This is a genomic window from Citrobacter youngae, assembly GCF_003818115.1.
Lineage (GTDB): Bacteria > Pseudomonadota > Gammaproteobacteria > Enterobacterales > Enterobacteriaceae > Citrobacter > Citrobacter youngae.
The window spans coordinates 1-23,301 of the sequence record NZ_RPOI01000013.1 but is presented as its reverse complement, the minus strand read 5'-3'; the positions used below and the strand labels follow the sequence as shown (position 1 = coordinate 23,301).

Genomic DNA, 23,301 nt, shown 5'->3' with positions numbered 1-23,301 from the left:
ACTCCTTAGCGGTGGTACTGTTCGGACAACCGATGTACCGCCTCCACAAAGACACCCGCATGTTCTGGCGGGACGTCCTGATGAATGCCGTGGCCCAGGTTAAAGACATGCCCTTCGCCCTGACCGAATCCGGCCAGAATTGTCGCCACCTCTTCCTCGATGCGGGCTGGCGGCGCATACAGCATGGATGGATCCATATTGCCCTGCAGCGCCACTTTATGACCTACACGACGACGCGCATCGGCAATGTCAGTGGTCCAGTCGAGACCTAACGCATCACAGCCGGTTTCCGCCATCGCTTCCAGCCACTGACCACCGCCTTTGGTAAACAAGGTCACAGGTACGCGACGACCGTCGTTCTCGCGTAGCAGGCCATCGACGATTTTGTGCATGTAGTACAGGGAGAATTGCTGATAGTCGCGACCGGTCAGAACACCGCCCCAGGTATCGAAAATCATCACCGACTGCGCGCCCGCTTTGATCTGCGCGTTCAGGTACAGCGTGACGCTCTTCGCCAGCTTATCCAGCAGCAGATGCAGCGCTTTAGGGTCGGCATACATCATCTTTTTAATCACGGTGAAGGCCTTGCTGCTACCGCCTTCAACCATATAGGTTGCCAGCGTCCACGGGCTACCGGAGAAGCCGATCAGCGGCACCTCGCCTTTCAGTTCACGGCGAATCGTGCGCACCGCATTCATCACGTAACCCAACCCATCTTCCGGGTCCGGGATCGGCAGTTTGTCGACGTCCGCCTTGCTGGTAATCGGCGAGGTAAAGCGTGGGCCTTCTCCGGCTTCAAAATAGAGCCCAAGCCCCATCGCATCCGGGATCGTCAGGATATCGGAGAAGAGGATCGCGGCATCAAGCTTATAACGACGCAGCGGCTGCAGCGTAACTTCGCAGGCCAGCTCGGCATTTTTGCACAGCGCCATAAAATCGCCCGCCTCGGCGCGCGTGGCTTTATATTCCGGTAGATAGCGGCCCGCCTGGCGCATCATCCATACCGGAGTGACATCAACGGGCTGGCGCAGCAGCGCACGCAGATAACGATCGTTCTTCAGTTCGGTCATTTTTGCAGTTCCTTATTGCGTCAGTCCATCAGTGTATCATCACTTGTTCTTTACTCGTACTCAGCCCGACACATCGCCACAGTGTCTTCAATCAATCGCCGCGCGACGGTGCCAGGCGGGGGAAGCAGCGGTAAATCATCGTAGCGATACCAGTTCGCTTCCAGCAGTTCTTTCGGGTCGATAACAATCTCGCCGCTATCATACTCTGCCATAAATGCGGTCATCAAAGACTGTGGGAACGGCCACGGCTGAGAAGTGACATAGCGCAGGTTTTTCACCTTAATGCCGCTCTCTTCCATGACTTCACGCGCCACCGCCTGCTCAAGGGTCTCGCCCACTTCGACAAAACCCGCCAGCACGGTATGCACGCCGTTGCGATGGCGAACATGTTGGGCGAGCAGGATAGCGTCGTCACGGCGAATGGCGACGATAATACAGGGGGCAATTTGCGGGTAGTAGCGTTCCCGGCAGTGGCTGCACAGCATCGCCCATTCCGTTTTACTCGGGTGCATCGTGTGCCCACAGTAGCCGCAGAATTTATGCGAGCGGTAAAACTCGGCCAGCTGTACGCCGCGTCCGGCCAGTTGAAACAGGCCAACATCCTGGTCAATGACCTGGCGTACCGACCCCATATCGTGGCGACGTTGCTGCTGCACCAGCCAGACCGTCTCCCCTTCCCATTCGCCGATAGAAAGTGCGCGCTGCCCGCTCAAATCAAAACGTGCCGCGTCGCCGTGAGGCAGCTCGCCATGAGGCAACCATAACTTTTGCTCATGACTGACAATCCACCAGCCGCTATCTAATTTTTCAATTATACGATCCATATCTCTTGCGCAACCTTTGCTTCACAGGCATGTTGTTTACATTATTTTTACATTTACGGGTGAGCAGTTCCTAAACACCATCTTGCGGAGTCAATCATGCTAAACCAGCTGGAAAGCCTGACGGAGCACGTCGGAGGAAGTAATAAACTGGTTGATCGCTGGCTACATGTACGTAAGCACCTGCTCGTGGCTTACTACAATCTGGTTGGCATTAAGCCTGGCAAAGAATCGTACATGCGACTCAATGAAAAGGCGCTGGATGATTTTTGTCAGAGCCTGGTCGATTACCTCTCCACCGGACACTTCAGTATTTATGAACGTATTCTCCATAAATTGGAAGGGAACGGGCAGCTTTTAAAAGCCACAAAAATTTGGCCACTGCTGGAAGCCAACACACAACTGATCATGGACTACTATGACACCAGTCTGGAGACCGCCATTGATCATGATAACTTCCTTGAATTTCAACAGGCTTTATCCGATATCGGCGAGGCGCTGGAAGCCCGGTTCGTGCTCGAAGATAAGCTGATCATGCTGGTATTTGATGCGATGCACGAGAGCGGCACTCTCAAACGTCCTGCTTGAGATTTGTCGCATTAACGCGTAGTTTACATTCATTACCTCTAAGATAGAGGTTACTTCTTGTCGGAGTGCCCAGTGCGCAAGCACGGGCTGAGACCGTTAATTCGGGATCCGCGGAACCTGATCAGGTTAAGACCTGCGAAGGGAACAAGAGTCAATCTACAACCGTTCGCCTTTGGGCGATCGTCTCTCTTGCTTCATCCGTCGTCTGACAAGCCACGTCCTTACTTTTTTGGAATGAGCTATGTCTGCCACTACTAAACCATCACGCCGCGAACAGCGCGCGCAAGCCCAACACTTTATCGATACCCTGGAAGGGACCGCCTTTCCGAACTCAAAACGCATCTACATCACCGGTTCGCAGCCGGATATCCGCATCCCGATGCGCGAAATCCAGCTGAGCCCGACGCTGATTGGCGGCAGTAAAGATAATCCGCAGTTTGAAGACAACGAAGCCGTGCCTGTGTACGACACCTCCGGGCCGTATGGCGATCCTGACGTGGCGATTAACGTCCAAAAAGGTCTGGCGAAATTACGCCAGCCGTGGATTGCGGCGCGTAACGACAGCGAAGAATTAGACGACCGCAGCTCCGCTTACACCAAAGAGCGCCTGGCCGACGATGGCCTGGACGAGCTCCGTTTCAGCGGCCTGCTGACGCCAAAGCGCGCCAAAGCCGGTAAGCGCGTGACCCAGCTGCACTACGCCCGTCAGGGGATCGTCACGCCAGAGATGGAGTTTATCGCCATCCGTGAAAATATGGGCCGCGAGCGTATCCGTAGTGAAGTGCTGCGCCATCAGCATCCAGGGATGAACTTTGGCGCGCGCCTGCCGGAAAATATCACTCCGGAATTCGTGCGTGATGAAGTCGCTGCGGGCCGGGCGATTATTCCTGCCAACATCAACCACCCGGAATCCGAGCCGATGATCATCGGTCGCAACTTCCTGGTGAAGGTGAATGCCAACATCGGTAACTCGGCGGTCACTTCCTCTATCGAAGAAGAAGTCGAAAAACTGGTGTGGTCGACCCGCTGGGGCGCAGATACGGTGATGGACCTCTCCACTGGTCGCTATATTCACGAAACCCGCGAGTGGATCCTGCGTAACAGCCCGGTGCCGATCGGCACCGTACCGATCTACCAGGCGCTGGAGAAGGTCAACGGGATCGCCGAAGATCTCACCTGGGAAGCATTCCGTGACACGCTGCTGGAGCAGGCCGAACAGGGCGTGGACTACTTCACCATTCATGCTGGCGTGCTGCTGCGCTACGTGCCGATGACTGCCAAACGCCTGACCGGTATTGTCTCGCGCGGCGGTTCTATCATGGCGAAATGGTGCCTCTCGCATCACAAAGAGAACTTCCTGTTTGAACATTTCCGTGAGATTTGCGAAATTTGCGCCGCCTACGACGTCTCGCTCTCTCTCGGCGACGGCCTGCGTCCGGGTTCGATTCAGGATGCCAACGACGAAGCTCAGTTCTCCGAACTGCATACGCTGGGCGAGCTGACCAAAATCGCCTGGGAATACGACGTGCAGGTGATGATTGAAGGCCCGGGGCATGTGCCGATGCATATGATCCAGCGCAACATGACCGAAGAGCTGGAGAGCTGCCACGAAGCGCCGTTCTACACCTTAGGGCCGTTGACGACAGATATCGCGCCGGGCTATGACCACTTCACCTCAGGCATTGGCGCGGCGATGATCGGCTGGTTCGGCTGCGCGATGCTGTGCTACGTCACGCCAAAAGAGCACCTCGGCCTGCCGAACAAAGAAGACGTGAAGCAAGGGCTGATCACCTACAAGATTGCCGCTCACGCCGCGGATTTAGCCAAAGGCCACCCGGGCGCGCAGATCCGCGATAACGCGATGTCAAAAGCGCGCTTTGAATTCCGCTGGGAAGACCAGTTTAACCTCGCGCTCGACCCGTTCACCGCCCGCGCCTATCACGATGAAACCCTGCCGCAAGAGTCCGGCAAGGTCGCCCACTTCTGCTCGATGTGCGGGCCGAAGTTCTGCTCGATGAAAATCAGCCAGGAAGTACGCGACTACGCCGCCGCGCAGACTATTGAAGTGGGAATGGCGGATATGTCGGAGAACTTCCGCGCCAAAGGCGGTGAAATCTACCTCAAAAAAGAGGAGGCATAATGTACCAGCCTGATTTCCCGACCGTGCCGTTCCGCCTCGGGCTTTACCCGGTGGTGGACAGCGTGCAATGGATTGAACGCCTGCTGGCAGCGGGCGTGCGCACGATCCAACTGCGCATTAAAGATAAACGCGATGAAGAGGTGGAAGCCGACGTTATCGCCGCCATCGCGCTGGGGCGTCGCTATGACGCCCGCCTGTTTATTAACGACTATTGGCGGCTGGCGATTAAGCACAACGCCTACGGCGTGCATCTGGGCCAGGAAGATCTCGAAACCACCGACCTGAAGGCCATTCAGGCGGCGGGCTTACGCCTGGGGGTTTCCACCCACGATGATATGGAGATCGACGTCGCGCTCGCCGCTAAGCCTTCTTATATCGCGCTCGGCCACGTCTTCCCCACGCAAACCAAGCAGATGCCTTCCGCCCCGCAGGGGCTGACTCAGCTGGCAGGTCATATTGAACGACTGGCAGATTACCCGACCGTGGCGATTGGCGGCATCAGCCTTGAGCGCGCCCCGTCGGTGCTGGCGACCGGCGTCGGCAGCATTGCCGTGGTCAGCGCCATTACCCAATCGGCCGACTGGCAGGCAGCCACGGCGCAGCTGCTCGACATAGCGGGAGTCGGCGATGAATGACCGCGACTTTATGCGCTACAGCCGGCAGATCCTGCTCGGCGATATCGCGATTGAGGGCCAACAAAAGCTGCTCGACAGCCATGTGCTGATTGTCGGCCTGGGCGGGTTAGGTTCGCCTGCCGCGCTGTATCTGGCGGGTGCGGGCGTCGGCACGCTGACGCTGGCGGACGATGACGACGTTCATCTGAGCAATCTGCAACGGCAAATATTGTTCACCACCGACGACATTGCTCGCCCGAAAGCGCTGGCGGCGGAACGCCATCTGGCGCGTCTTAACCCGGACAGCGAGCTGGTCGTCCTTGAGCAGCGGCTGACGGGCGATGCGCTCCGGCACGCTGTCGCGCGTGCCGACGTGGTGCTCGACTGTACCGACAACATGGCCACGCGTCAGGAAATTAACGCCGCCTGCGTGTCGCTGAATACGCCTTTGGTTACCGCCAGCGCCGTCGGTTTCGGCGGCCAGTTGATGGTGCTCACGCCACCGTGGGAGCAAGGTTGTTACCGCTGCCTGTGGCCGGATGATGTCGAACCCGAACGCAACTGCCGTACCGCCGGTATCGTCGGCCCGGTTGTCGGTGTGATGGGCACCTTGCAGGCGCTGGAAGCCATCAAACTGCTTAGCGGCATTGCGACGCCCAGCGGAGAGTTACGCCTGTTTGACGGTAAAACCAGCCAGTGGCGCAGCTTCGCACTTCAACGTGCCAGCGGCTGCCCGGTATGCGGAGGGCAACATGCAGATTCAGTTCAATGATGAGCCGATGCAGTGCGCCGAGGGGCAAACCGTCAGCGGGCTGCTCACCGAGCTTAATCAGCTAAAACCGGGCGCGGCGCTGGCGCTCAATCAGCAGATCCTGCCGCGCGAGCATTGGCAGCGGCACATCGTGCAGGAAGGCGACCAGATCCTGCTTTTTCAGGTTATTGCAGGGGGTTGATATGTTACGTATTGCCGACAAAACGTTTGATTCACATCTGTTCACTGGCACCGGAAAATTTGCCTCATCGCAACTGATGGTCGAAGCGATTCGCGCCTCCGGCAGCCAGCTGGTGACGCTGGCCATGAAGCGCGTGGATTTGCGCCAGCATAACGATGCCATTCTGGCCCCGCTTATCGACGCGGGCGTGACGCTGCTGCCCAACACCTCGGGAGCGAAAACCGCTGAAGAGGCGATTTTCGCCGCCCAACTGGCGCGTGAAGCGTTGGACACAAACTGGCTGAAATTAGAAATCCACCCGGATGCCCGCTGGCTATTGCCGGATCCGATTGAAACGCTAAAAGCCGCCGAAGCGCTGGTGAAGCAGGGCTTTGTGGTGCTGCCCTACTGCGGCGCGGACCCGGTACTGTGCAAGCGGCTGGAAGAGGTCGGCTGCGCGGCGGTGATGCCGCTCGGCGCGCCTATCGGCTCGAACCAGGGGCTGGAAACCAAAGCGATGCTGGAGATTATTATCCAGCAGGCGACCGTGCCGGTGGTGGTCGATGCGGGTATCGGCGTGCCCAGCCACGCAGCGCAGGCGCTGGAAATGGGCGCTGACGCGGTGCTGGTCAACACGGCGATTGCCGTAGCGGACTGCCCGGTCACGATGGCCACCGCTTTCCGTCTGGCAGTTGAAGCGGGCCTTCTGGCGCGCCAGGCCGTCCCCGGCAGCAAAAGTTCGCTCGCGCAGGCCACCAGCCCGTTAACCGGATTCCTGGAGGCTTTCGCATGAAAACCTTCACCGACCGATGGCGACAGCTTGACTGGGACGACATCCGTCTGCGCATCAACGGTAAAACCGCCGCTGACGTGGAGCGGGCGCTTAGCGCTTCACAGCTTAGCCGGGACGATCTGATGGCGCTGCTCTCCCCCGCCGCCGCCGATTATCTGGAGCCGCTTGCGCAACGGGCGCAAAGGCTCACCCGCCAGCGTTTTGGCAACACGGTGAGCTTTTACGTGCCGTTGTATCTCTCCAACCTTTGTGCCAACGACTGCACCTACTGCGGTTTTTCGATGAGCAACCGTATCAAACGCAAAACGCTGGACGAAGATGAGATACAACGTGAGTGTGCGGCTATCCGTGAGCTGGGCTTTGAGCATCTGCTACTGGTCACCGGTGAACATCAGGCCAAAGTGGGGATGGATTACTTTCGTCGCCATTTGCCTGCCATTCGCCGCCAGTTTGCCTCTTTACAGATGGAAGTACAGCCGCTGTCAGAGGCTGAATATGCGGAGCTGAAGACGCTGGGGCTGGATGGCGTGATGGTGTATCAGGAGAGCTATCATGAGGCTATTTACGCCCGCCACCATCTGAAGGGGAAAAAGCAGGATTTCTTCTGGCGACTGGAAACGCCGGACCGGCTGGGCCGCGCAGGGATCGACAAAATCGGTCTTGGCGCGTTGATTGGTTTGTCCGACAGTTGGCGGGTGGACTGCTTTATGGTTGCCGAACATCTGCTGTGGATGCAGCAGCATTACTGGCAGAGCCGCTACTCTATCTCCTTCCCTCGCCTGCGCCCATGCACCGGAGGCGTTGAGCCTGCATCGATCATGGATGAGCGACAGTTGGTCCAGACCATTTGCGCGTTTCGTTTACTGGCACCAGAAATTGAGCTGTCGCTCTCCACCCGCGAATCGCCATGGTTTCGTGACCATGTGATCCCGTTGGCGATCAACAACGTCAGCGCCTTCTCAAAAACCCAGCCCGGTGGTTATGCCGATAACCACCCCGAACTGGAACAGTTCTCCCCGCACGACGATCGTCGCCCGGAAGCCGTTGCTGAAGCACTGATGGCGCAGGGATTACAGCCCGTGTGGAAAGACTGGGACAGCTATCTGGGACGCGCGGCACAGATGCCCTAAGTCCAACGCTATCGCATAAACAAAAAAACCCGCTTTCGCGGGTTTTTTCTTCACTAGTGCTTAACTGCTCGGGCTCTGGCCTTCATCGCTATCGTAAGCCTTCGTGAAATTATCGGCGTTTACAGCGCGACAACGTTAACAGCAGACGGGCCTTTAGCGCCATTCTCCACGGAGAACTCCACCTTTTGACCTTCGTCTAACGTTTTAAAATCGTTACTCTGGATAGCGGAGAAATGCACAAACACATCCTTGCTACCGTCCTGAGGAGTGATAAAGCCGAAGCCTTTATCAGAGTTAAACCATTTTACTAAACCAGTCATTTTGTTAGACATAGATACTTCCTTTCATGTTTTTGAGCCGCTTACGCAGCGAAGATGGCCTGTTTTGCAGAAATTAACTTATGGGGCACTTAGGGAGGAGGCTCATGAAGAAGAGTATCTGAGGATAACGCTTGAACTGAGAACTGCTTTACTAAAACTGCTTGCATAAGGTCTGTGTTCCAAACCGATGCCGCTATAGTAGACCTACTTCTAATCATTAAGCAAGCATTAATTTTTTTAATACCCACTGAGTGATGCAATGTTGAACCAACGCGGCTAAGCATCCTGGATAACAGCTTGATCTACAATGAACAAAAGCCCCGACTATTGCAGTCAGGGCTTTACGTTACTACACACTTCAAATTTAACATTAATAAACTTAACGATTTAATACTGCTGATGGTACTACTTTAAAATGTACACGTTTACTACAGATAATATTGGATATTGATACTAACTAAAGCTTTCCTCTATTTACCGTTAAACACATTCCACCCGCTTGATAATAGAACTCAAGGCTGGTGACCTAAACAAGTACACTTCCCCTCGCGACATATACTCTTTGATGCGTTGCCTTATTTCCCTCGTGATAACCAAAAAAGCAGAAATCACGAATAATTACTATTAAATCATGGCGTTACATCGTCGCGTTTTACTGATTTTTTGCGATTAGATATATCAACTACGTGGCCTGAAAGCATTGTCGAAGTGAAAAAATAGCGTTTTCAGCATCGACTATCCCATACAAAAAATACTTCGTGGCCTTTATCGCAAACCCCAATCGAGCTCTACTAACACTTACTACGTTAACAGCAAATGACAACTTCTCCGCTGTTAAGTATTAACATACGGGTTTAAAAAACGCTGTCAATACTGTTTTTTATAACATGTCTTTATTGACAGTAATTATATATTCCAGCATGTGATAAGCGAGTCAAAAAGCCGCTGGCCCCGGTCCAGATCGCAGGGTTTGACCTCTTTTTGTAACCGGTTTCAGAAAAAGCGGCTTTCTTTGTGATGCCTTGCACACAATCGTTGCAAAGCAGTTGTTGCTATAGCTGGCTCGCGATAATTATCAACTCACACATGTTGATCGAGACTGCTTATGAAAAACATCGTTTTATGCTGTGCCGCCGGAATGTCCACCAGCATGCTGGTGCAAAGGATGAAAGATGCCGCCCAGAAAAAAGGAGTCGACGTCACTATCAAAGCCGTCCCGGTGGCCGAGTTTGAAGAGAATATCGCTACAGCGGATATCGTTTTGCTCGGTCCACAAGTTAAGTATGAACAGGCCAAGCTACAGGCGATCGCCGAGCCACTCGGCAAAAAGGTCGCCGTTATCGACATGATGGATTACGGCATGATGAAAGGCGATGCGGTACTGGACAAGGCGCTGAAACTACTGGAGTGATGGTATGGAAGAGTTAGAAACGATCATCATGGAGTTATTGGTAAACGCTGGTGCTGCACGCAGCCAGGCCCTGACGGCATTGCAACTGGCGCGTAAAGGTGATTTCTCCGGTGCAGAACAAGCGATGACGGAATCACGCGAGTACGTTAAACAAGCGCATAAAATCCAGACCCAGCTGATCGGAATTGACGAAGGTACCGGCAAGCTACCGGTTAATCTCATCACCGTCCATTCGCAGGATCACCTGATGAACGCGATGGTGATTCAGGATTTGGCGGGAGATATGATTGAGCTTTATCGGCGGTTACCGCCGGTAAATTAATGACACTGCAGAATGGCTTCGTAGCCTCGTAGACCTGATAAGCGCCATCAGAAATAAACATAGACATAAAAAAACCCGCCGAAGCGGGTTTTTTATTATGGTCGGCAACGATTAATCGTTGTCAGAACCGCCCAGACCTGCGTTCAGCAGTTCTGCCAGGCTGGCAGACGCATCTTCAGCAGTCACCTGCGGTGCAGCTGGCAGTTCGCCCGCTGCGCGACGGCGCATACGATCCTGGTGGTACGCGTAACCGGTACCAGCCGGGATCAGACGACCCACGATTACGTTCTCTTTCAGACCGCGCAGTTCATCACGTTTACCTGCAACAGCGGCTTCGGTCAGGACACGCGTGGTTTCCTGGAACGATGCTGCAGAGATGAAGGACTCGGTTGCCAGAGACGCTTTGGTGATACCCAGCAGATCGCGGGAGAACGTTGCACCCACTTTGCCGTTCGCTTCCAGCTCGCGGTTAGCGATCTTGACGCGGGAGTATTCAACCTGCTCGCCTTCCAGGAAGTCGGAGCTACCAGCGCTTTCGATGGTGGCTTTACGCAGCATCTGACGAACGATAACTTCGATGTGTTTATCGTTAATCTTAACGCCCTGCAGACGGTATACGTCCTGAACTTCGTTAACGATGTAACGAGTTACAGCATGCACACCACGCAGACGCAGGATGTCGTGCGGCGCTTCCGGACCGTCGGAAACCACGTCACCACGTTCTACACGTTCACCTTCGAACACGTTGAGCTGACGCCATTTCGGAATCATCTCTTCGTACGGTTCGCTACCGTCTACCGGGGTGATAACCAGACGACGTTTCCCTTTGGTTTCTTTACCGAAGGAAATGATGCCGCTGATTTCAGCCAGGATTGCCGGCTCTTTCGGACGACGTGCTTCGAACAGGTCCGCAACGCGCGGCAGACCACCGGTGATATCCTTGGTACCGCCGGATTCCTGCGGAACACGCGCCAGGGTGTCACCAGAGCTGATCTGTACGCCATCTTCCAGCTGAACAATCGCTTTACCCGGCAGGAAGTACTGAGCCGGCATATCGGTGCCTGGGATCAGAACGTCGTTGCCCTGAGCATCAACAATTTTCAGTGCCGGACGCAGGTCTTTACCACCCGCAGTACGCTCTGCAGAATCCAGAACCACCAGAGAAGACAGACCGGTCAGCTCATCGGTCTGACGAGTAATGGTCTGGCCGTCGATCATGTCAGTGAAGCGGACGAAACCACTCACTTCGGTGATAACCGGCATGGTGTGCGGATCCCAGTTTGCTACGGTCTCGCCGCCAGCAACCTGTTCGCCATCACCTTTCGCCATAACGGAGCCGTAAGGCACTTTATAGCTTTCTTTGGTACGGCCGAATTCGTCGATCAGTTTCAGTTCGGTGTTACGTGAGGTGATAACCAGTTTGCCGCTGGAGTTCACAACCGACTTCGCATTGCTCAGACGGATGCTACCTTTGTTTTTCACCTGAATGCTGGATTCAGCAGCCGCACGAGATGCCGCACCACCGATGTGGAACGTACGCATCGTCAGCTGTGTACCCGGTTCACCGATGGACTGTGCCGCGATAACGCCGATTGCTTCACCTTTGTTGATGATGTGGCCACGCGCCAGGTCACGACCGTAGCAGTGCGCACATACACCAAAGTCGGTGTCACAAGATACGACGGAACGGACTTTGACGGAGTCAACGGAGTTCTCTTCCAGCAGGTCACACCACTGTTCGTGCAGCAGCGTGTTGCGTGGAACCAGAATATCCGCCGTACCCGGCTTCAGCACGTCTTCAGCAGTTACACGACCCAGAACGCGATCGCGCAGCGGCTCTTTAACGTCACCACCCTCGATAACCGGGGTCATGGTGATGCCTTCCAGAGTGCCGCAATCGTCTTCAGTAACCACCAGGTCCTGCGCAACGTCGACCAGACGACGAGTCAGATAACCGGAGTTCGCTGTTTTCAGTGCGGTATCCGCCAGACCTTTACGCGCACCGTGAGTAGAGATGAAGTACTGGAGTACGTTCAGACCTTCACGGAAGTTCGCGGTGATTGGCGTTTCGATGATGGAGCCATCTGGCTTCGCCATCAGACCACGCATACCGGCCAGCTGACGAATCTGTGCTGCAGAACCACGCGCACCGGAGTCGGCCATCATGTAGATGCTGTTGAAGGAAACCTGCTGCTCTTCTACGCCGTCACGGTTAATAACGGTTTCGGTTTGCAGGTTATCCATCATCGCTTTGGATACACGATCGTTCGCCGCAGCCCAGATATCGATAACTTTGTTATAGCGTTCGCCCGCGGTTACCAGACCAGACTGGAACTGCTCCTGGATCTCAGCAACTTCAGCTTCCGCTTCAGAGATGATCTCGTGTTTCTTCTCTGGGATGACCATGTCATCAATACCAACAGATGCACCGGAACGCGCTGCATAAGCAAAGCCGGTATACATTGTCTGGTCAGCGAAGATAACGGTCGGCTTCAGGCCCAGAATGCGGTAACAGGTGTTCAGCATTTTGGAGATTGCTTTCTTGCCCAGCGCCTGGTTGACGATGGAGAAAGGCAGACCTTTCGGTACGATCATCCACAGAATGGCGCGACCAACGGTCGTGTCTTTCAGGCTGGTGTGCGCAACGAATTCGCCGTTTTCATCTTTTTCATATTCAGTGATACGCACTTTAACGCGCGCATGCAGAGAGGCCAGACCTGCGCGATAGATACGCTCAGCTTCTTTCGGGCCAGTCAGCACCATGCCTTCGCCTTTGGCGTTAACACAGTCACGGGTCATGTAGTACAGACCCAATACAACGTCCTGAGACGGAACGATGATAGGTTCGCCGTTCGCCGGAGACAGGATGTTGTTAGTAGACATCATCAGCGCACGCGCTTCGAGCTGGGCTTCCAGCGTCAGCGGTACGTGAACAGCCATCTGGTCACCATCGAAGTCGGCGTTATATGCCGCACAAACCAGCGGGTGCAGCTGGATAGCTTTACCTTCGATCAGTACCGGCTCAAATGCCTGGATACCCAGACGGTGCAGTGTTGGTGCACGGTTCAGCAGTACCGGGTGTTCGCGGATAACTTCGTCCAGGATATCCCAAACGACAGCTTCTTCACGCTCAACCATTTTCTTAGCGGCTTTGATGGTGGTGGCCAGGCCACGCAGTTCCAGCTTGCCGTAAATGAACGGTTTGAACAGTTCCAGTGCCATTTTCTTCGGCAGACCGCACTGATGCAGACGCAGGTATGGACCTACGGTGATTACAGAACGACCGGAGTAGTCAACACGCTTACCGAGCAGGTTCTGACGGAAACGACCCTGTTTACCTTTGATCATGTCAGCCAAAGATTTCAGAGGACGTTTGTTAGAACCGGTGATCGCACGACCGCGACGACCGTTATCCAGCAGGGCGTCAACCGCTTCCTGCAACATACGTTTTTCGTTGCGTACGATGATATCCGGCGCAGCCAGATCCAGCAGACGTTTCAGACGGTTGTTACGGTTGATCACGCGACGATACAGATCGTTCAGATCCGACGTTGCGAAACGACCACCATCCAGCGGAACCAGCGGACGCAGATCTGGCGGCAGAACCGGCAGAACGGTCAGGATCATCCACTCTGGCTTGTTGCCAGACTGTACAAAGGCTTCCAGCAGTTTGATACGCTTGGTCAGCTTCTTACGCTTGGTTTCGGAGTTGGTTTCGTTCAGCTCCTCGCGCAGAGTTTCACACTCTTGCTCCAGATCCATGCTCTTCAGCAGGGCCTGGATTGCTTCCGCACCCATCTTCGCGTCGAATTCGTCACCGAACTCTTCCAGCGCGTCCAGATACTGCTCTTCAGTCAGGATCTGTTGACGTTCCAGGTTAGTCATACCGCCTTCGATAACCACATAAGATTCGAAGTACAGTACACGTTCGATATCACGCAGCGGCATATCGAGCAGCAAACCGATACGGGACGGCAGAGATTTCAGGAACCAGATGTGAGCGGTCGGAGACGCCAGCTCGATGTGGCCCATACGCTCACGGCGTACTTTGGTCTGGGTCACTTCAACGCCGCACTTCTCACAGATCACACCACGGTGTTTCAGGCGCTTGTACTTACCGCACAGGCACTCGTAGTCTTTTACCGGCCCAAAGATACGGGCGCAGAAAAGGCCGTCACGTTCAGGTTTGAACGTACGGTAGTTGATGGTTTCCGGCTTCTTAACTTCACCGAAAGACCATGAACGGATCATGTCTGGCGAGGCCAGAGCAATTTTGATCGCATCAAACTCTTCGGTTTTAGTCTGCGCTTTCAGAAACTTTAATAAATCTTTCACGGATTTGCTCCCGTCGGAGTTAGCACAATCTGGCGCTGGCTGTTACGCCAGCACCAGTGACCTGTTTGATCGAGAGTTACTCGTCTTCCAGCTCGATGTTGATACCCAGCGAACGAATCTCTTTCAACAATACGTTGAAGGATTCCGGCATGCCTGGTTCCATCTGATGGTTGCCGTCCACGATGTTTTTATACATCTTAGTACGGCCGTTCACGTCATCAGACTTAACGGTGAGCATTTCCTGCAGGGTGTATGCCGCGCCGTATGCTTCAAGCGCCCACACTTCCATCTCCCCGAAGCGCTGACCACCGAACTGCGCCTTACCACCCAGCGGCTGCTGAGTAACCAGGCTGTAAGAACCGGTAGAACGCGCATGCATCTTGTCATCAACCAGGTGGTTCAGTTTCAGCATGTACATGTAGCCAACGGTAACCTGGCGCTCGAACTGCTCACCGGTACGACCGTCGAACAGTGTGATCTGACCGGAAGTTGGCAGGCCACCCAGCTGTAACAGTTCCTTGATTTCAGACTCTTTCGCACCGTCGAATACCGGCGTTGCGATCGGCATACCTTTTTTCAGGTTTTCAGCCAGACGCAGAACTTCTTCATCACTGAAGGTATTCAGGTCAACTTTCTGACGAACATCTGAACCCAGATCGTAAGCACGCTGGATGAATTCGCGCAGTTTCGCGACTTCCTGCTGCTGTTTCAGCATGGCGTTGATCTTATCGCCGATACCTTTTGCAGCCATACCCAGGTGGGTTTCAAGGATCTGACCGATGTTCATACGCGATGGTACGCCCAGCGGGTTCAGTACGATATCTACCGGCGTACCGTTAGCATCGTGTGGCATATCTTCGATCGGGTTGATCTTAGAGATTACACCCTTGTTACCGTGACGACCTGCCATCTTATCACCAGGCTGGATCCGACGTTTAACCGCCAGATAAACCTTAACAATCTTCAGCACGCCCGGTGCCAGATCGTCGCCCTGAGTGATTTTACGGCGTTTCGCTTCGAGTTTTTTCTCGAATTCGTGTTTCAGTTCGTCGTACTGCTCAGCCAGTTGTTCCAGCTGATTCTGTTTTTCTTCGTCGGTCAGGCCGAGTTCTAACCAGCGGTCGCGCGGCAGTTTGTCGAGCTTCTCAGCTTCAACACCACCGGAAACCAGCACAGCGTAGATACGGCTGAACAGGCCAGCTTCGAGGATCTGCAGCTCTTCAGACAGGTCTTTTTTCGCCTGCTTCAGCTGCATCTCTTCGATTTCCAGCGCACGTTTGTCTTTTTCTACGCCATCGCGAGTAAAGACCTGAACGTCGATAATCGTACCGGAAACACCGTTTGGCACGCGCAGAGAAGAGTCTTTAACGTCAGACGCTTTCTCACCGAAGATCGCACGCAGCAGCTTCTCTTCTGGCGTCAGCTGGGTTTCACCTTTCGGCGTTACCTTACCAACCAGAATGTCGCCACCGGTCACTTCTGCACCAATGTAAACGATACCGGATTCATCCAGTTTGGAGAGCGCAGCTTCACCCACGTTCGGGATGTCAGCAGTGATCTCTTCTGGCCCCAGCTTGGTGTCACGGGACACACATGCCAGTTCCTGAATGTGGATGGTGGTGAAACGGTCTTCCTGGACAACACGCTCGGATACGAGGATGGAGTCTTCGAAGTTGTAACCATTCCATGGCATGAATGCCACGCGCATGTTCTGACCCAGCGCCAGTTCACCGAGGTCGGTGGACGGACCGTCTGCCAGCACATCACCACGTTCAACCGGCTCGCCCAGAGATACGCAAGGCATCTGGTTGATACAGGTGTTCTGGTTAGAACGGGTGTATTTGGTCAGGTTATAAATGTCGATACCTGCTTCGCCCGGGTACATCTCGTCTTCGTTAACTTTGATAACGATACGGGAAGCATCCACGTACTGAACAGTACCGCCACGTTTAGCAACAGCAGTAACACCGGAGTCAACGGCAACAGCACGTTCCATACCGGTACCAACCAGCGGCTTATCAGCGCGCAGAGTTGGAACCGCCTGACGTTGCATGTTCGCACCCATCAATGCACGGTTGGCGTCATCGTGTTCCAGGAACGGGATCAGGGACGCACCGACGGATACCACCTGCTGGGTGGATACGTCCATGTAGTCAACCTGATCACGGCTGAACAAGCTGGATTCGCCTTTGCTACGGCAGGTAACCAGATCTTCTACAAAGTGCCCTTCGTCATCCAGGTTGGAGTTCGCCTGAGCGATAACGTAGTTGCCTTCTTCGATAGCAGACAGGTAATGAATTTCATCGGTTACAACACCGTCGGTCACTTTACGGTACGGCGTCTCGAGGAAGCCGTATTCGTTAGTCTGTGCATACACGGACAGGGAGTTGATCAGACCGATGTTCGGGCCTTCAGGCGTTTCGATTGGACATACGCGACCATAGTGAGTCGGGTGTACGTCTCGAACTTCGAAGCCTGCGCGTTCACGGGTCAGACCGCCTGGGCCGAGTGCAGAGATACGACGTTTGTGCGTAATCTCAGACAGCGGGTTGTTCTGGTCCATAAACTGAGACAGCTGGCTGGAACCAAAGAACTCTTTCACTGCTGCAGAAATCGGCTTGGCGTTGATCATATCCTGAGGCATCAGGGTATCCAGATCGCCCAGAGACAGACGCTCTTTCACCGCACGCTCAACACGTACCAGGCCAACGCGGAACTGGTTTTCCGCCATTTCGCCTACGGAACGGATACGACGGTTGCCGAGGTGGTCGATATCATCGACTTCGCCTTTACCGTTACGGATATCGATGAGCTTCTTCATCACTTCGATGATGTCGTCTTTGCTCAGGATACCGGAACCTTCGATTTCGTCGCGCAGCAGAGAACGGTTGAACTTCATACGACCAACCGCAGACAGGTCATAGCGGTCTTCGGAGAAGAACAGGTTCTCAAACAGGCTTTCAGCAGCTTCACGAGTCGGCGGCTCACCAGGGCGCATCATGCGGTAGATTTCTACCAACGCGCTCAGACGATCGTTAGTTGGGTCGACGCGTACAGTTTCAGAAATGTACGGACCGTGGTCCAGATCGTTAGTGAACAGCGTTTCGATACGTTTGTGACCAGACTGGCTCAGCTTAGCCAGCAGATCCAGGCTCAGCTCCATGTTAGCTGCGCAGATCAGCTCGCCAGTAGATTCGTCAACGTAGTCTTTAGCCGCAACTTTACCAGCAATGTATTCAACCGGAACTTCGATATGTTTGATATCGTCTTTTTCCAGTTGGCGAATGTGGCGCGCAGTGATGCGACGGCCTTTTTCGACGTACACTTTGCCGTTAGCTTCGATGTCAAAGGAGGCGGTTTCACCACGCAGGCGTTCCGGCACCAGTTCCATCTGCAGCTTGTTGTCACGAATTTCGAAAACAACTTTCTCAAAGAACAGGTCAAGGATCTGCTCAGTGGTGTAGTTCAGCGCACGCAGAATAATGGTCGCAGGCAGTTTACGGCGACGGTCAATACGTACGAACAAGTTGTCCTTCGGATCGAATTCGAAGTCCAGCCAGGAACCACGGTAAGGAATGATGCGCGCGTTATACAGCACTTTACCCGAAGAGTGGGTTTTACCTTTGTCGGAGTCAAAGAAGACGCCAGGACTACGGTGCAGCTGAGAAACGATAACACGCTCAGTACCGTTGATAACAAAGGTACCGTTGTCAGTCATGAGCGGAATTTCGCCCATGTAGACTTCTTGTTCTTTAATGTCTTTTACGGTGCCTTCCGGCGCTTCGCGCTCGTAGATCACCAGACGCAGTTTTACGCGCAGCGGTGCGGAATAGGTCACGCCACGGATCTGACATTCCTGAACGTCAAACACCGGTTCGCCAAGGCGGTAGCTGACGTATTGCAGCTCGGAATTACCGCTGTAGCTCTGAATCGGGAAAACGGAACGGAAAGCTGCTTCCAGACCATACTGCCCTTCAGGATCTTGCTCGATGAACTTCTGAAACGAGTCAAGCTGGATAGAAAGGAGATAAGGTATGTCCAGTACTTGTGGACGTTTACCAAAATCCTTACGAATACGTTTTTTCTCGGTATAGGAGTAAACCATTAGGGTTCCTCAGCTCGCTGACAAGTCGACCCATCTGTCCGACGAAGGGACAGTTTGTGCAACACTATTTTGTTGACCGGAAAATCGAATACTTTCCGCAATGCCTGTTGCTATCACGCTTAAACCATTTCATTGCGATTTACACAGAACTGACGCTCTGTCGCAGTATATTAAGGCGTCGATAGAAACAAGCATTGAAAGGCACAGCAGTAGTCAAACAGTGTGAAATGCTACTGGCGCCTTACAGCGCAAAAAGGCTGGTGACTAAAAAAGTCACCAGCCATCAGCCTAATTTCTTAGGCTGCAACCAGAAAAGTTGGCTTATTTAACTTCAACTTCAGCGCCAGCTTCTTCCAGAGATTTTTTCAGTGCTTCTGCGTCGTCTTTGCTCACGCCTTCTTTCAGCGCAGCCGGTGCAGATTCTACCAGGTCTTTAGCTTCTTTCAGACCCAGGCCAGTTGCGCCACGTACTGCTTTGATAACAGCAACTTTGTTAGCGCCAGCAGCTTTCAGAATTACGTCGAATTCAGTTTTTTCTTCAGCAGCTTCAGCCGGGCCCGCAGCTACAGCTACAGCAGCAGCAGCAGAAACACCGAATTTTTCTTCCATTGCAGAAATCAGTTCTACAACGTCCATTACGGACATAGCGGATACTGCTTCAATGATTTGATCTTTAGTGATAGACATTTAAATTGTTCCTGAAAATCAGAATAAGTTTATACGTAAGCAGATGCTTGAGAAAGATAACTGCGATTAAGCAGCTTCTTTCGCATCGCGTACAGCAGCCAGAGTACGAACCAGTTTGCCAGCCGAAGCTTCTTTCATGGTTGCCATCAGGCGTGCAATTGCTTCTTCGTAGGTCGGCAGGGTTGCCAGGCGATCGATGTTCGATGCCGTGATCAACTCACCTTCAAAGGCTGCGGCTTTGACCTCAAATTTTGCATTCGCTTTCGCGAACTCTTTGAACAGACGAGCAGCAGCGCCCGGGTGTTCCATAGAGTATGCAATCAGGGTCGGACCAACAAACGTGTCTTTCAGGCACTCGAACTGAGTACCTTCAACGACGCGGCGCAGCAGGGTGTTACGAACAACACGCATGTATACGCCAGCTTCACGACCTGCTTTACGCAGTTCAGTCATTTTATCTACAGTTACGCCACGGGAATCCGCAACTACTGCAGACAGCGCGCCTTTGGCTACTTCGCTGACTTCAGCAACAATCGCTTGTTTGTCTTGAAGATTTAAAGCCATTAGCTTTGCTCCTGGATGTTTGCCGGAACTCATGTTCCGGAACTCACTTCACTCCCCCCAACGGAGAGAGCGTCTAAATACGGTGAGCAGAAACAAGCCAGAGTATCAGAAATAATCTTAGCGTTCTGTCACCGTCTACGCAGGGCATTAAGTTTCTGACGAAACACCTGCGGTCTTCGACGGAGGCCTGGATAGGCCAGGCTCCAACGAACAAATCTTGTCTATGACTTCGCCCTTTGAACCGTAACTGCGTTAGCTGCTCTCGTTCACACCGGTCATGTAGTTAACTACACTCCCAGCGATTCACTCAATTGCTGCCTTGCTACAATTCAAATGACTCGCATAGAGTTCTGTTTATTTCAACAGAAACGTGGGGGTAAGATTGTAGACAAAATCACCGCCCACGTAAAGGCGAATATTAGTTCGCCACAGTCGCAGTCAGACCGGACTGATCAACGGCAACACCAGCACCCATGGTGGTGGAGATGCTAACTTTCTTGATGTACACGCCTTTTGCCTGAGTCGGTTTTGCTTTTTTCAGCGCAACCAGCAGAGCTTCCAGGTTTTCTTTCAGTTTGTCAGCGTCAAAATCCACTTTACCGATGGTGGTGTGGATGATGCCGTTTTTGTCGTTACGGTAACGAACCTGACCCGCTTTAGCGTTCTTAACAGCTTCAGCAACGTTAGGGGTTACAGTACCAACTTTCGGGTTTGGCATCAGGCCGCGCGGACCCAGAACCTGACCCAGCTGGCCAACAACGCGCATTGCATCCGGGGAAGCAATAACAACGTCAAAGTTCATTTCGCCTTTCTTGATCTGGTCAGCCAGATCTTCCATACCTACCAGCTCAGCGCCTGCAGCTTTAGCAGCTTCAGCGTTTGCGCCTTGGGTAAATACGGCTACGCGAACGGAACGGCCAGTACCGTGCGGCAGTACAGTTGCACCACGTACGTTCTGGTCAGATTTACGAGCGTCGATGCCGAGGTTAACAGCAACGTCCACGCTTTCTACGAATTTAGCAGTGGCCAGCTCTTTCAGCAGAGCGATAGCTTCGTTGATGTCGTACTGCTTAGTAGCATCAACTTTGTCACGGATCACGGACATGCGCTTGGTCAGTTTAGCCATTTCTTAGTCCTCCACTACCAGGCCCATGGAACGTGCAGTACCTTCAATGGAGCGAGTCATCGCTTCAATGTCGGAACCAGTCATGTCGGCAGCTTTGGTCTGCGCGATTTCCTGCAGCTGAGCGCGGGAAATTTTACCCACTTTGTCTTTGTTCGGCTTGCCGGAACCAGACTTGATACCAGCCGCTTTCTTCAGCAGAACTGCTGCCGGAGGCGTTTTGGTAACGAAAGTGAAAGAACGGTCAGCGTAAACGGTGATAACAACCGGGATCGGCAGACCTTTTTCCATGGAATCAGTCTTAGCGTTGAACGCTTTGCAGAATTCCATGATGTTCACGCCTTGTTGACCCAGTGCTGGACCTACCGGCGGACTCGGGTTAGCCATACCAGCTGCAACCTGCAGCTTGACATAGGCTTGGACTTTCTTAGCCATTCTAAATTCCTCTGATTGGGTTATAGCGCCTCAAGGAGGCTCCCCGTGATTAAATTCGTTTTACGGATAGGATCCATAAAAACAAAAGGCGCGAAATTGTATTCCAATCTCGCGCCTTGTGCAACGATTAAATCGTCGCTTTTTTGATCGGCGTATTAGGCTTTTTCAACCTGAGCGAAGTCCAGTTCAACCGGAGTCGCACGACCGAAGATAGATACGGAAACTTTCAGACGAGACTTCTCGTAGTCCACTTCTTCAACGACGCCGTTAAAGTCAGCAAACGGACCGTCGCTAACGCGAACCATTTCACCTGGTTCAAACATCGTTTTCGGACGCGGCTTATCGCCAACCTGCTGCAGACGGTTCATGATCGCATCAACTTCTTTGTCGCTGATCGGCGCCGGACGGTCAGATGTACCGCCGATAAAGCCCATCACACGCGGCACACTGCGCACCAGGTGCCAGCTTGCATCATTCATCACCATCTGGACCAGTACATAGCCCGGGAAGAATTTACGTTCGCTCTTGCGACGCTGGCCGCCACGGATTTCGACCACTTCTTCGGTCGGCACCATGACTTCGCCAAACAGCTCTTCCATATTTTGTAACTTGATATATTCGCGCAGCGATGTGGCTACGCGGCCTTCAAAACCGGAAAACGCCTGAACGACGTACCAGCGCTTTTTAGGGGCTTCAGACATCTTAGAACCTCAGGCCAGTGATAAAGGATACCAGGCGAACCAGAATACCATCCAGTCCCCACAGGATCAGTGACATTACCGCAGTGACCGCAGCAACGATCAGCGTGGTGTGCAGCGTTTCCTGGCGAGTTGGCCAAATGACCTTACGGACTTCGGTTCTCGCTTCACGGGCAAAAGCAACGGTCGCTTTACCTTTTGTTGTCAACAGCGCGACACCACCCGCTGCGGCAATCAGAATCACTACGGCCAGCGCACGCAGCGGCAGCATCATGTCACGATAGAGGTAGTTGCCAACGATAGCTACAAGCAGCAATATAGCGACAACAACCCACTTCATCGCTTCCAGGCCGCGCCCGCTTCCTTGAGCTTCGGTATTCGCACTCATAAACCAACCTGTCAGAAGTATTCTACAAACATTTTCACCCCGCGTAAGCGAGGCGATCCAAACCGAAATGCTCTGGTGCGTTTCGGACTAAACGCCCTCTTCAGAGCCTGTCTCAGCAATGATTATGACAAAAAAAATCACTGATGAGCCAGGTTCTGGTGTGAAAGCGTGCAAAAAGGGCATCAAATGATGCCCTTTTATTGCGCATTGCGTCAAATGTTATTCGGCAATTAGCTCATTACTTTGGCAACAACGCCCGCACCTACAGTACGGCCGCCTTCACGGATTGCGAAACGCAGACCGTCATCCATCGCGATTGGGTGGATCAGGGTAACAACCATTTTGATGTTGTCGCCCGGCATTACCATCTCTACGCCTTCCGGCAGTTCGATGGTACCCGTCACGTCAGTAGTACGGAAGTAGAACTGCGGACGGTAGCCTTTGAAGAACGGAGTATGACGGCCGCCTTCGTCTTTGGACAGAATGTACACTTCAGATTCGAACTTGGTGTGCGGCTTGATAGAGCCCGGCTTAGCCAGTACCTGACCACGTTCGATTTCTTCACGTTTGATACCACGCAGCAGAACACCAACGTTCTCACCAGCACGGCCTTCGTCCAGCAGTTTGCGGAACATTTCAACGCCAGTACAGGTAGACTTGGCAGTCTCTTTGATACCAACGATTTCAACTTCTTCACCAACTTTGATGATACCGCGTTCTACACGACCAGTAACAACGGTACCACGACCGGAGATGGAGAATACGTCTTCGATTGGCAGCAGGAACGGCTTATCGATAGCACGTTCTGGTTCCGGGATGTAAGAA

21 protein-coding genes and 1 riboswitch are annotated in these 23,301 nt (G+C 53.4%); of the genes, 9 read left to right on the top strand and 12 right to left on the bottom strand.

Going from position 1 to position 23,301, the window contains the following annotated elements:
* Nucleotides 1–5: 5 nt before the first annotated feature.
* A complete protein-coding gene (gene hemE, locus EHN13_RS11345; RefSeq protein ID WP_057064651.1) occupies nt 6–1,070 on the bottom strand; it encodes a uroporphyrinogen decarboxylase in 1,065 nt (354 codons plus the stop codon).
* A 50-nt stretch (nt 1,071–1,120) separates the two neighbouring features.
* Nucleotides 1,121–1,894 (bottom strand): NAD(+) diphosphatase, encoded by a 774-nt coding sequence (nudC, locus tag EHN13_RS11340; RefSeq protein ID WP_124021402.1) that lies wholly within the window; start codon nt 1,892–1,894, stop codon nt 1,121–1,123.
* 96 nt (nt 1,895–1,990) lie between these two features.
* Here nudC and EHN13_RS11335 point away from each other — a divergent pair, with 96 nt between their 5' ends.
* The 7 genes from EHN13_RS11335 (at nt 1,991) to thiH (ending at nt 8,088) form a co-directional block, all read left to right on the top strand.
* Complete coding sequence (locus EHN13_RS11335; protein ID WP_005132871.1) at nt 1,991–2,479, top strand: Rsd/AlgQ family anti-sigma factor; 489 nt, start codon at nt 1,991–1,993, stop codon at nt 2,477–2,479.
* A gap of 51 nt (nt 2,480–2,530) precedes the next feature.
* Nucleotides 2,531–2,640: riboswitch (TPP riboswitch) on the top strand.
* An 80-nt stretch (nt 2,641–2,720) separates the two neighbouring features.
* Nucleotides 2,721–4,619: a phosphomethylpyrimidine synthase ThiC gene (gene thiC / locus EHN13_RS11330; protein WP_124021401.1), complete on the top strand. Its 1,899-nt coding sequence runs from the start codon at nt 2,721–2,723 to the stop codon at nt 4,617–4,619.
* Nucleotides 4,619–5,254 carry a thiamine phosphate synthase gene (thiE, locus tag EHN13_RS11325; protein WP_101743153.1) on the top strand — a complete coding sequence of 212 codons (636 nt, stop codon included), beginning with the start codon at nt 4,619–4,621 and terminating at the stop codon, nt 5,252–5,254. The genes thiC and thiE overlap by 1 nt, the downstream gene beginning before the upstream one ends.
* Nucleotides 5,247–6,005: a HesA/MoeB/ThiF family protein gene (locus EHN13_RS11320; protein WP_124021400.1), complete on the top strand. Its 759-nt coding sequence runs from the start codon at nt 5,247–5,249 to the stop codon at nt 6,003–6,005. Before thiE ends, EHN13_RS11320 begins: the two co-directional genes overlap by 8 nt.
* Entirely contained in the window at nt 5,986–6,186 is a 201-nt protein-coding gene (thiS, locus tag EHN13_RS11315; RefSeq protein ID WP_124021399.1) for a sulfur carrier protein ThiS, read from the top strand. The genes EHN13_RS11320 and thiS overlap by 20 nt, the downstream gene beginning before the upstream one ends.
* Before the next feature lies 1 nt (nt 6,187).
* Nucleotides 6,188–6,958, top strand: a complete 771-nt coding sequence (gene thiG / locus EHN13_RS11310; protein WP_124021398.1) for a thiazole synthase — start codon at nt 6,188–6,190, stop codon at nt 6,956–6,958.
* A complete protein-coding gene (gene thiH / locus EHN13_RS11305) occupies nt 6,955–8,088 on the top strand; it encodes a 2-iminoacetate synthase ThiH (protein ID WP_124021397.1) in 1,134 nt (377 codons plus the stop codon). The genes thiG and thiH overlap by 4 nt, the downstream gene beginning before the upstream one ends.
* 119 nt (nt 8,089–8,207) lie before the next feature.
* Here thiH and cspG read toward each other — a convergent pair whose 3' ends face one another.
* Complete coding sequence (gene cspG / locus EHN13_RS11300; RefSeq protein ID WP_003033098.1) at nt 8,208–8,420, bottom strand: cold shock protein CspG; 213 nt, start codon at nt 8,418–8,420, stop codon at nt 8,208–8,210.
* A gap of 1,093 nt (nt 8,421–9,513) precedes the next feature.
* Between cspG and EHN13_RS11295 the strand changes: the two genes are divergently transcribed.
* On the top strand, nt 9,514–9,819 hold the full coding sequence (locus tag EHN13_RS11295) for a PTS sugar transporter subunit IIB (protein WP_124021396.1): 306 nt from the start codon (nt 9,514–9,516) through the stop codon (nt 9,817–9,819).
* 4 nt (nt 9,820–9,823) lie between these two features.
* A complete protein-coding gene (locus tag EHN13_RS11290; RefSeq protein WP_003033104.1) occupies nt 9,824–10,141 on the top strand; it encodes a PTS lactose/cellobiose transporter subunit IIA in 318 nt (105 codons plus the stop codon).
* A gap of 111 nt (nt 10,142–10,252) precedes the next feature.
* Here EHN13_RS11290 and rpoC read toward each other — a convergent pair whose 3' ends face one another.
* From rpoC to EHN13_RS11245, 9 genes are all read right to left on the bottom strand, one after another.
* On the bottom strand, nt 10,253–14,476 hold the full coding sequence (gene rpoC, locus EHN13_RS11285; RefSeq protein ID WP_003033107.1) for a DNA-directed RNA polymerase subunit beta': 4,224 nt from the start codon (nt 14,474–14,476) through the stop codon (nt 10,253–10,255).
* Between the two features lie 76 nt (nt 14,477–14,552).
* Entirely contained in the window at nt 14,553–18,581 is a 4,029-nt protein-coding gene (rpoB, locus tag EHN13_RS11280) for a DNA-directed RNA polymerase subunit beta (protein WP_003033111.1), read from the bottom strand.
* A gap of 321 nt (nt 18,582–18,902) precedes the next feature.
* On the bottom strand, nt 18,903–19,268 hold the full coding sequence (gene rplL, locus EHN13_RS11275; RefSeq protein WP_000028882.1) for a 50S ribosomal protein L7/L12: 366 nt from the start codon (nt 19,266–19,268) through the stop codon (nt 18,903–18,905).
* 66 nt (nt 19,269–19,334) lie between these two features.
* Complete coding sequence (rplJ, locus tag EHN13_RS11270; protein WP_005132895.1) at nt 19,335–19,832, bottom strand: 50S ribosomal protein L10; 498 nt, start codon at nt 19,830–19,832, stop codon at nt 19,335–19,337.
* 418 nt (nt 19,833–20,250) lie between these two features.
* The gene (rplA, locus tag EHN13_RS11265; RefSeq protein ID WP_005132897.1) at nt 20,251–20,958 is read right to left on the bottom strand and encodes a 50S ribosomal protein L1; all 708 of its coding nucleotides are present in this window, start codon (nt 20,956–20,958) and stop codon (nt 20,251–20,253) included.
* Between the two features lie 3 nt (nt 20,959–20,961).
* Nucleotides 20,962–21,390, bottom strand: a complete 429-nt coding sequence (gene rplK / locus EHN13_RS11260; RefSeq protein ID WP_003033122.1) for a 50S ribosomal protein L11 — start codon at nt 21,388–21,390, stop codon at nt 20,962–20,964.
* Nucleotides 21,391–21,545: 155 nt separating this feature from the next.
* Nucleotides 21,546–22,091 carry a transcription termination/antitermination protein NusG gene (nusG, locus tag EHN13_RS11255; RefSeq protein ID WP_003033125.1) on the bottom strand — a complete coding sequence of 182 codons (546 nt, stop codon included), beginning with the start codon at nt 22,089–22,091 and terminating at the stop codon, nt 21,546–21,548.
* A gap of 1 nt (nt 22,092) precedes the next feature.
* Nucleotides 22,093–22,476 carry a preprotein translocase subunit SecE gene (gene secE / locus EHN13_RS11250; protein WP_053389755.1) on the bottom strand — a complete coding sequence of 128 codons (384 nt, stop codon included), beginning with the start codon at nt 22,474–22,476 and terminating at the stop codon, nt 22,093–22,095.
* A 230-nt stretch (nt 22,477–22,706) separates the two neighbouring features.
* Nucleotides 22,707–23,301, bottom strand: a 595-nt coding sequence (locus EHN13_RS11245) for an EF-Tu C-terminal domain-related protein (RefSeq protein ID WP_249039296.1), incomplete at its 5' end; no start/stop codon positions are given.

Coding starts and splice junctions, on each gene's coding strand:
- hemE (WP_057064651.1), bottom strand. CDS start 1,070: ATGACCGAACTGAAGAACGATCGTTATCTGCGTGCGCTGCTGCGCCAG.
- nudC (WP_124021402.1), bottom strand. CDS start 1,894: ATGGATCGTATAATTGAAAAATTAGATAGCGGCTGGTGGATTGTCAGT.
- EHN13_RS11335 (WP_005132871.1), top strand. CDS start 1,991: ATGCTAAACCAGCTGGAAAGCCTGACGGAGCACGTCGGAGGAAGTAAT.
- thiC (WP_124021401.1), top strand. CDS start 2,721: ATGTCTGCCACTACTAAACCATCACGCCGCGAACAGCGCGCGCAAGCC.
- thiE (WP_101743153.1), top strand. CDS start 4,619: ATGTACCAGCCTGATTTCCCGACCGTGCCGTTCCGCCTCGGGCTTTAC.
- EHN13_RS11320 (WP_124021400.1), top strand. CDS start 5,247: ATGAATGACCGCGACTTTATGCGCTACAGCCGGCAGATCCTGCTCGGC.
- thiS (WP_124021399.1), top strand. CDS start 5,986: ATGCAGATTCAGTTCAATGATGAGCCGATGCAGTGCGCCGAGGGGCAA.
- thiG (WP_124021398.1), top strand. CDS start 6,188: ATGTTACGTATTGCCGACAAAACGTTTGATTCACATCTGTTCACTGGC.
- thiH (WP_124021397.1), top strand. CDS start 6,955: ATGAAAACCTTCACCGACCGATGGCGACAGCTTGACTGGGACGACATC.
- cspG (WP_003033098.1), bottom strand. CDS start 8,420: ATGTCTAACAAAATGACTGGTTTAGTAAAATGGTTTAACTCTGATAAA.
- EHN13_RS11295 (WP_124021396.1), top strand. CDS start 9,514: ATGAAAAACATCGTTTTATGCTGTGCCGCCGGAATGTCCACCAGCATG.
- EHN13_RS11290 (WP_003033104.1), top strand. CDS start 9,824: ATGGAAGAGTTAGAAACGATCATCATGGAGTTATTGGTAAACGCTGGT.
- rpoB (WP_003033111.1), bottom strand. CDS start 18,581: ATGGTTTACTCCTATACCGAGAAAAAACGTATTCGTAAGGATTTTGGT.
- rplL (WP_000028882.1), bottom strand. CDS start 19,268: ATGTCTATCACTAAAGATCAAATCATTGAAGCAGTATCCGCTATGTCC.
- rplJ (WP_005132895.1), bottom strand. CDS start 19,832: ATGGCTTTAAATCTTCAAGACAAACAAGCGATTGTTGCTGAAGTCAGC.
- rplA (WP_005132897.1), bottom strand. CDS start 20,958: ATGGCTAAACTGACCAAGCGCATGTCCGTGATCCGTGACAAAGTTGAT.
- rplK (WP_003033122.1), bottom strand. CDS start 21,390: ATGGCTAAGAAAGTCCAAGCCTATGTCAAGCTGCAGGTTGCAGCTGGT.
- nusG (WP_003033125.1), bottom strand. CDS start 22,091: ATGTCTGAAGCCCCTAAAAAGCGCTGGTACGTCGTTCAGGCGTTTTCC.
- secE (WP_053389755.1), bottom strand. CDS start 22,476: ATGAGTGCGAATACCGAAGCTCAAGGAAGCGGGCGCGGCCTGGAAGCG.